The following is a 7,446-nucleotide window of genomic DNA, read 5'->3' as shown; positions in this document are numbered from 1 at the left end:
TCCCCCCCCCCCCCCCCACCCCCCGCCCCCCCCCCCCCCCCCCCCCTCCGGCTCCCCTCTGGACAGAAACAGTTAACACTCTTAATAATGGGCGCACGTCGACGGTTGTAAATGCCTGTCCCTCCACCACAACGGTCCCCTGGAGGACGCCGTGAGACTCCGCTCCGCCCGCGCGGCGACGTTCGCCGCCGCGCTCGCCACCGCCCTGGTGGCGGCCACCGTGCTGGCCGCGCCACCCGCCTCCGCCGCCACCGCCGCCTTCGTCCGCACCTCGAGCTGGGGGACCGGATACGAGGCGAAGTTCACCGTCACCAACAACAGCTCGACCAGCATCTCCTCGTGGAACGTCCAGTTCGACCTGCCGTCCGGCAGCACCGTCGGCTCGTTCTGGGACGCCCTGCTGAGCACCTCCGGGCAGCACGTCACCGCGGTGAACCAGTCCTGGAACGGCACCCTCGCCGCCGGCGCCAGCACCACCTTCGGCTTCATCGTCAGCGGCAACGGCGACCCGACCAACTGCACGGTCAACGGCGGCCCGTGCACCGGCGGGGGCGGCGGCAACCCCTCCGCGCCGGCCACCCCGGGCGGCCTGCGGGTCACCGGCACCAGCAACACCTCGATCTCGCTGGCCTGGAACGCGGTCTCCGGCACGGTCAGCGGCTACCGGGTGTACGAGGGCACCAGCGTGAAGGCCACCGTCACCGGCACCTCGACCACCGTCTCCGGCCTCTCCGCCTGCACCGGGCACAGCTACACCGTCACCGCGTACAACGCCAGCGGTGAGTCGGCGAAGTCGGCGGCGGTGTCGGCCACCACCACCGGATGCACCGGCGGGGGCGGTGGCGCGATGGCCGCCGCGCCCTACCTCTACCCGGGCTGGGGCGACCCGCCCGCGCCGTCGACGGTGATGGGCGCGACCGGGGTCAAGTGGTTCACCATCGCCTTCGTGCTCTCCGGCGGCGGTTGCACCCCGGCCTGGGACGGCGTCGGGTCGCTCACCGGCAGCACCTGGGCCAGCACCATCGCCGCGATCCGCGCGGCCGGCGGCGACGTGATCCCCTCGTTCGGCGGGTGGAGCGGCAACAAGCTCGGCCCCAACTGCTCCTCGGCCAGCGCGCTGGCCGGCGCCTACCAGCAGGTCATCAACGCGTACGGGCTGAAGGCGATCGACATCGACATCGAGAACACCGACGAGTTCGAGAACGAGGCCGTGCAGGACCGGATCCTCGGCGCCCTGAAGATCGTCAAGCAGAACAACCCGGGGCTGAAGACCATCGTCACCATCGGCACGTCGACCACGGGGCCGTCCTGGTGGGGCACCCGGCTGATCAACCAGGCCGCCGCGCTCGGGGCCAACGTCGACGTCTTCACCATCATGCCGTTCGACTTCGGCGGCGGGACGAACATGTACCAGAGCACGGTCAACGCGGCCGAGGGGCTGAAGAACGCACTCAAGTCCGCGTTCGGCTGGTCCGACGCCACCGCGTACGCCCACATGGGCATCTCCGGCATGAACGGCCTCTCCGACCAGCAGGAGCTGACCTCGCCGGCCACCTGGACGCAGATCCGGGACTGGGCCAAGGCCCGCGGGCTCGCCCGGTTCACCTTCTGGTCGGTCAACCGGGACCGGCCCTGCCCGGGCGGCGGCGTGGTCTCGAACTGCTCCGGCATCTCCCAGAACACCTGGGAGTTCACCTCGATCACCGCGCAGTACTGAGCGGGCGGGTCAGCGGCCGGCGGTCACCGACCGCCGGTCGCGCCGCCGGCGTACCTTCTTCACCGCCCAGCTCACGACCATGACGGCGAAGACCGCGAAGATCGCATAGTTGAACCAGTGGCTGTACCGGTCGACCTCCCGCCACCTGGAGCCGAGGGCGAAACCGAGCCCCACGATCAGCGCGTTCCACACCCCGCTGCCGATGGCGGTCAGCAGCACGAACTCGCCCAGCGGCATCCGTTCGGCGCCGGCTGAACCGGCCCTCGGCGGCCAGGTAGCCCGCCATGGCCAGCACGATCTCGCTGGGGATCGGCGGGATGACGCTCTCCAGGGCGACCAGCAGCGCCACCCCCACGGCGCCCAGCGAGTCGATGACGCTCGCCACCCACCCGGTCAGCCCGGTGAACTGGTTCGGGTCGATGTTCCGGGCGAGAGCCATGGCCGTCCTTCCGTGCGGGGGGGGGAAGAGAAGGACGTACCCCGGCGGCGGCCGGTCACACCTGCCGTTGACCCGGCCCACTCACCCCTCGGGGTGCAGCGCCGGGTCGGCCGGACCCTGCCGCCAGCCGGTGAAGCGCACCACCAGGCCGCCCCGGCTCGGCGAGCAGCAGTACGGCCCCGCCGACGCCACGGCCGCCGGGTCCAGCGGGGCGACCCGGACCAGCCGCCACGGCTCGCCGTCCGCCCGGGCCCGTACGGTCAACGCGTCCCCGGCCCGGCTGACCCGGACGGTCACCTCCCGCCCGGACCACTCCGGCACCGGGGCGACCGACCAGTCCGACAGCTCGTCGGTGACCACCGCGCCGACCTGGGGCTGGCCGTCGCTGACCTCCACCCCCGCCTTGATCCAGCGCCGGTCGTCAACCCGGACCAGCACCCCCGCCTGGTCGAACTGCGCGGCGTAGTCGAGCTGGAAGCTGACCTCCACCGCGCTGTCCGCCGGGAACGGCGCCAGCAGCGCCGACCCGTCGTCGTGCACGAAGCCGTAGCTGGTCCGCCGCCAGAAGTCGCTGCCGCCGCGCGGCTCGACCAGCAGGTGCGCGGCGGACGAGTCGGCCCGCTCCGGCGGGTTCAGCCAGCTGCCGGCGGACCAGTCGACGAGTACGGTGTCGGCGCTCATCCCGGCACCGTACCGGTCGCGCCGGTACGCCGCGGGTTTGCCGGACCGGCGGACCGGAGAAGTAACCCAGGCATGGGTGACAGGTGGTATCAGGAGGCGGTCGTCTACTGCCTCGACATCGACACGTTCGAGGACTCCGACGGCGACGGGGTGGGCGACATCCGGGGGCTGATCGGCCGGCTGGACTATCTCGCCCGGCTCGGCGTGACCTGCATCTGGCTGAACCCGATCCACCCGTCGCCCAACAAGGACGACGGCTACGACGCCACCGACTTCTACAACGTCGACCCGCGGCTGGGCACCCTCGGCGACTTCGCCGAGCTGCTGCACCAGGCGGGCAACCGGGGCATCCGGGTGATCATCGACCTGGTGGTCAACCACACCTCCGACCAGCACCCCTGGTTCCAGTCCGCCCGCTCCTCGCCGGACTCGCCGTACCGCGACTGGTACGTCTGGGTCGAGGAGGCGCCGCCGGACCGCCACCAGGGCATGGTCTTCCCGGGCGAGCAGAACGAGACGTGGAGCTACGACCGCACCGCCAAGGCGTGGTACTACCACCGCTTCTACAAGTTCCAGCCGGACCTGAACTTCAGCAACCGGAAGGTCCGCGACGAGATCAAGAAGATCACCTCGTTCTGGCTCCAGCTCGGCGTCTCGGGCTTCCGGATCGACGCGGCCCCGTTCATCATCGAGCTGACCGAGCCGGGCAACCCCGACTCCCCGAAGGACTTCGAGTTCCTCACCGAGCTGCGCCAGCACGTGCAGTGGCGGCGCGCCGACGCGGTCCTGCTGGCCGAGGCGAACGTCGAGCCGGACCAGTTGCCGGTCTACTTCGGCGACAGCGGCGGGTCGGCCAACCGGCTGCACATGCTCTTCGACTTCATGCTCAACGGGCGGCTGATGCTGGCCCTGGCCCGGCAGGACCCGGAGCCGGTGATCGACGCGCTGCGCGACACCCCGCGCCTGCCGGCGGGCGCGCAGTGGGCCACCTTCTTGCGCAACCACGACGAGATCGACCTGTCCCGGCTCACCGCCGAGCAGCGCAACGAGGTGTTTGCGCAGTTCGGCCCGGACGAGAACATGCACCTCTACGGTCGGGGTATCCGCCGCCGCCTCGCCTCCATGCTCGGCAACGACCGCCGGCACATCGAGCTGGCGTACGCGTTGCAGTTCTCGCTGCGCGGCACGCCGGTGCTGCGCTACGGCGAGGAGATCGGCATGGGGGAGGACCTGTCGCTGCGCGGCCGGGAGGCCATCCGCACGCCGATGCAGTGGTCGTACAAGGAGAACGCCGGCTTCTCCAGCGCGCCCGCCGAGAAGCTGGTCCGCCCGGTGATCGACAAGGGTGACTTCGGCTACGAGAAGGTCAACGTCACCGCCCAGCGCCGCGACCCGAGGTCGCTGCTCGCCTGGTTCGAGCGGATGATCCGCACCCTCCGGGAGGCCCCGGAGATCGGATCGGGCACCACCAGCCACATCGACGTGCCGATGCCGCCCGGGGTGCTCGCGCACCGCGCCGACGGGCCGACCGGGACGATGGCGTTCCTGCACAACCTCGGCACCGAGGACGTCGAGGTCGACCTGAGCACCCTCCAGCCGGAGGCGGACCTGCCGATCGACGTGCTCACCGACCGCAACTACCCGGAGGTCGGCAAGCTGGACAGCCTCAAGCTGGCCGGCTACGGCTACCGGTGGATCCGGGTCTGCCGCAGCACCGACGTGTGACGGGTGCCGGCCCGCCGCCGCGCGGCCCGCGGTCGTCGCGGTGGGTCCGGTACGGCCGTCCCCGTACTAGAGTGCGGGGACCACGCCGAAGTTACCCGGAGGTAGGAATGTCGGAGCCCCGCATCGCCATCGTGACCGGAGCCGCCCGCGGCATCGGCGCGGCCACCGCCCGCCGGCTGGCCGCCGACGGCATGGCCGTCGCCGTGGTCGACATCGAGGAGTCGGCGACCAAGGAGACCGTGGACGCCATCGCGGCCGCCGGTGGCCGGGCCCTCGGAGTCGGCGCGGACGTCTCCGACCGGGCCCAGGTGGAGGTCGCCGTCGAGCGGGTCGCCGCCGAGCTGGGCGCACCGACCGTGCTGGTCAACAACGCCGGGGTGCTCCGCGACAACCTGCTGTTCAAGATGACCGACGGCGACTGGGACACGGTCATGGGCGTGCACCTGCGCGGGGCGTTCCTGTTCAGCCAGGCCGCGCAGAAGCACATGGTCGAGCGGAAGTGGGGCCGGATCGTCAACCTCTCCAGCACCTCGGCGCTGGGCAACCGGGGCCAGGCGAACTACTCGGCCGCGAAGGCGGGCCTGCAGGGCTTCACCAAGACCCTGGCCATCGAGCTGGGCCCGTTCGGGGTGACCGTCAACGCGGTCGCGCCGGGCTTCATCGTCACCGACATGACCGCGGCCACCGCGGCGCGGATGAAGGTCGACTTCGACGCGCTCCAGCAGCATGCCGCCGCCGAGATCCCGGTCCGCCGCCCCGGCCGCCCGGAGGACGTCGCGCACACCATCTCGTTCCTGGCCAGCGAGGGCGCGTCCTTCGTCTCCGGCCAGGTCATCTACGTCGCCGGCGGCCCCAAGGACTGAGCCCGGGTCCCGCACGTCCCCTGCGAATGGCCACTATTTCTCGGAAATAGTGGCCATTCCGCCTGCCATGACCACTGTTCCCGTGAAAGAGGGGCGACGCGCGTGGCGCGTGGGGCGTGGGGCGTGGTGCGGCGGACGGGGTGTCAGGCGGCGTCGCGGCGGGTGCGCCAGAGCCAGAACAGGCCGAGCATCGGCAGCACCAGCGGGACGTAGCCGTAGCCGCTGCCGAAGTCCGACCAGACCGTCTCGTCCGGGAAGAGTTCCTTGTCGGCGATGCTGAGGATGCCGACCCCGACCACCCCGACCAGCTCCACCGAGCAGCAGGCCAGCGCCACCCGGCGGCCGGCGTGCCCGGCCCGGGCCAGCCCCACCGCCGCCACGATGTAGATCAGCGCGGCCACCGCGGAGAGCAGGTACGCCACCGGCGCCTCGTCGAACTTCGTGGCGATCTGCAGGCCCGCCCGCGAGGTCGCGGCGATGGCGAAGAGGATGTAGATCGCGATCAGCAGCCGGCCCGGCCCCTTGTTGGTGGCGCGCTCCGACACCTGCGACTCAACCACCGACGACCTCCCAGGTCTGCTGCAGGCGGACCACCACCACCGGGGTCACCAGGCAGATGGCGCAGACGATCGCCGAACCCCAGCGGGTCGGCTCCATCCGGGCCAGCACCCAGGCCAGCGGCGGTAGGCAGACCAGCGTCACCAGGTAGCCGAAGAAGGCACCCGGCTCGCCCGGCCGCTCCCCGCCGCCGAGGGCGACCAGCGCCACCACGGCGAGCGCGAGCAGCGCCAGCTCCAGCACCGCCAGGCCGGCGAACTGGAGCCGGTCCGGTGCCCGGTGGCGCAGCGCCGCCACCAGGGCCCAGACCGCGATTACGAGCGACAGCACGATCGAGGCCGTCGCGAGGATCCCGTCCACCGGCGAGCCGGCCGCCGCAGCGCTGGTCATCGACGCCATCCCGGCGCACTCCCGTTCACCGGGACAGCCTACTAAGCGTCGTAGTAGCCGTCGTCGCCCGGCTCTCCCGCCGCGTCGGGGCGCACGCGGCGGGCCGGACGACTAGCGTGGATCTCGGCCACCGGCGTACGCCGTGGCGGACGACGACGGCGGGGGGACTCGTGCTGCGGTTCGGCTTGTTCGGCACCGGTCACTGGGCGGCGGAGACGCACGCCGCGGCCATCGACGCCCACCCCCGGGCCACCCTGGCCGGGATCTGGGGGCGGGATCCGGAGAAGGCCGGCGCGCTGGCCGCGCGGCACGGCGTACCGGCCTTCGGCGACATGGACGCGCTGCTCGGCGCCTGCGACGCGATCGCGGTGGCGCTGCCGCCGGACGTGCAGGCCGAGATCGCCGTTCGGGCCGCCGCCGCCGGGCGGCACCTGCTGCTGGACAAGCCGCTGGCGTTGAACCTCGCCGACGCCGACCGGGTGGTCGCCGCCGCGCAGGCGTCCGGGGTGGCCTCGGTGGTCTTCTTCACCAGCCGCTTCCTGCCGGACATCGCCGCCGAGCTCGCCGCCCTCGCCTCGGCCGGTGGCTGGCACACCGCGAAGGGCGTCCGGTTCGCGTCGATCTTCCAGCCGGGCAGCCCGTACGGCGGCTCCGCCTGGCGGCTGCGGCACGGCGCGCTGTGGGACATCGGCCCGCACGCTCTCTCGCTGGTCCTGCCGGTGCTCGGCCGGGTCACCCGGGTCGCCGCGATGGACGGGCCGCGCGGCCTGGTGCACCTGCTGCTCACTCACGAGGGCGGCCCGACCAGCACCATCTCCCTCACCCTCGACGCGCCGCCGGAGATGGCCGCCAAGGAGTTCGCCTTCTACGGCGAGAACGGGACGGCGGAACTGCCCCCGGGGGACGGCAGCGCGATCACCGCCTTCGGCACGGCCATCGACCAGCTGCTGGAGGAGGTCGAAGCGGGCACCCGGGACCACCGCTGCGACGTCCGGTTCGGCCGGGAGGTGGTGGCGGTGCTCGAGGCTGCCGAGACGGCCCGTGCGCAGGGCCGCACCGTCGACCTCTGAGCC

At 72.2% G+C, this 7,446-nt stretch carries 7 protein-coding genes and 1 pseudogene; 4 read left to right on the top strand and 4 right to left on the bottom strand.

Translation table 11 applies throughout. The features are described 5' to 3' along the window. Positions 1 to 151 precede the first annotated feature (151 nt). Positions 152 to 1,717 carry a cellulose binding domain-containing protein gene (locus tag ACL02O_RS23985; RefSeq protein WP_412820393.1) on the top strand — a complete coding sequence of 522 codons (1,566 nt, stop codon included), beginning with the start codon at positions 152 to 154 and terminating at the stop codon, positions 1,715 to 1,717. 9 nt (positions 1,718 to 1,726) lie between these two features. On the opposite strand, the pseudogene ACL02O_RS23980 reads toward ACL02O_RS23985, so the two are convergent. Together ACL02O_RS23980 and ACL02O_RS23975 are read right to left on the bottom strand one after the other, a co-directional pair. Next, positions 1,727 to 2,156, bottom strand: a pseudogene (locus ACL02O_RS23980) (DedA family protein). Positions 2,157 to 2,237: 81 nt separating this feature from the next. Next, positions 2,238 to 2,837, bottom strand: coding sequence for a DUF1349 domain-containing protein (locus ACL02O_RS23975; RefSeq protein WP_412820392.1), 600 nt, complete (start codon positions 2,835 to 2,837; stop codon positions 2,238 to 2,240). Positions 2,838 to 2,909: 72 nt separating this feature from the next. Here ACL02O_RS23975 and ACL02O_RS23970 point away from each other — a divergent pair, with 72 nt between their 5' ends. After that, positions 2,910 to 4,562 carry an alpha-amylase family protein gene (locus ACL02O_RS23970; RefSeq protein WP_412820391.1) on the top strand — a complete coding sequence of 551 codons (1,653 nt, stop codon included), beginning with the start codon at positions 2,910 to 2,912 and terminating at the stop codon, positions 4,560 to 4,562. A gap of 107 nt (positions 4,563 to 4,669) precedes the next feature. After that, a complete protein-coding gene (gene fabG / locus ACL02O_RS23965; RefSeq protein WP_412820390.1) occupies positions 4,670 to 5,425 on the top strand; it encodes a 3-oxoacyl-ACP reductase FabG in 756 nt (251 codons plus the stop codon). A gap of 143 nt (positions 5,426 to 5,568) precedes the next feature. Here the strand turns inward: fabG and ACL02O_RS23960 are convergent, their stop codons facing one another. Continuing rightward, positions 5,569 to 5,985 carry a hypothetical protein gene (locus tag ACL02O_RS23960; RefSeq protein WP_412820389.1) on the bottom strand — a complete coding sequence of 139 codons (417 nt, stop codon included), beginning with the start codon at positions 5,983 to 5,985 and terminating at the stop codon, positions 5,569 to 5,571. Beyond that, positions 5,978 to 6,382, bottom strand: coding sequence for a hypothetical protein (locus tag ACL02O_RS23955; protein WP_412820388.1), 405 nt, complete (start codon positions 6,380 to 6,382; stop codon positions 5,978 to 5,980). The genes ACL02O_RS23960 and ACL02O_RS23955 overlap by 8 nt, the downstream gene beginning before the upstream one ends. A gap of 161 nt (positions 6,383 to 6,543) precedes the next feature. Between ACL02O_RS23955 and ACL02O_RS23950 the strand changes: the two genes are divergently transcribed. Continuing rightward, entirely contained in the window at positions 6,544 to 7,443 is a 900-nt protein-coding gene (locus ACL02O_RS23950; RefSeq protein ID WP_412820396.1) for a Gfo/Idh/MocA family protein, read from the top strand. Positions 7,444 to 7,446: the final 3 nt, after the last annotated feature.

The organism is Micromonospora mangrovicola (genome assembly GCF_047200535.1).
Taxonomy (GTDB): Bacteria; Actinomycetota; Actinomycetes; order Mycobacteriales; family Micromonosporaceae; genus Micromonospora.
This window is presented reverse-complemented; position numbering and strand designations above follow the sequence as displayed.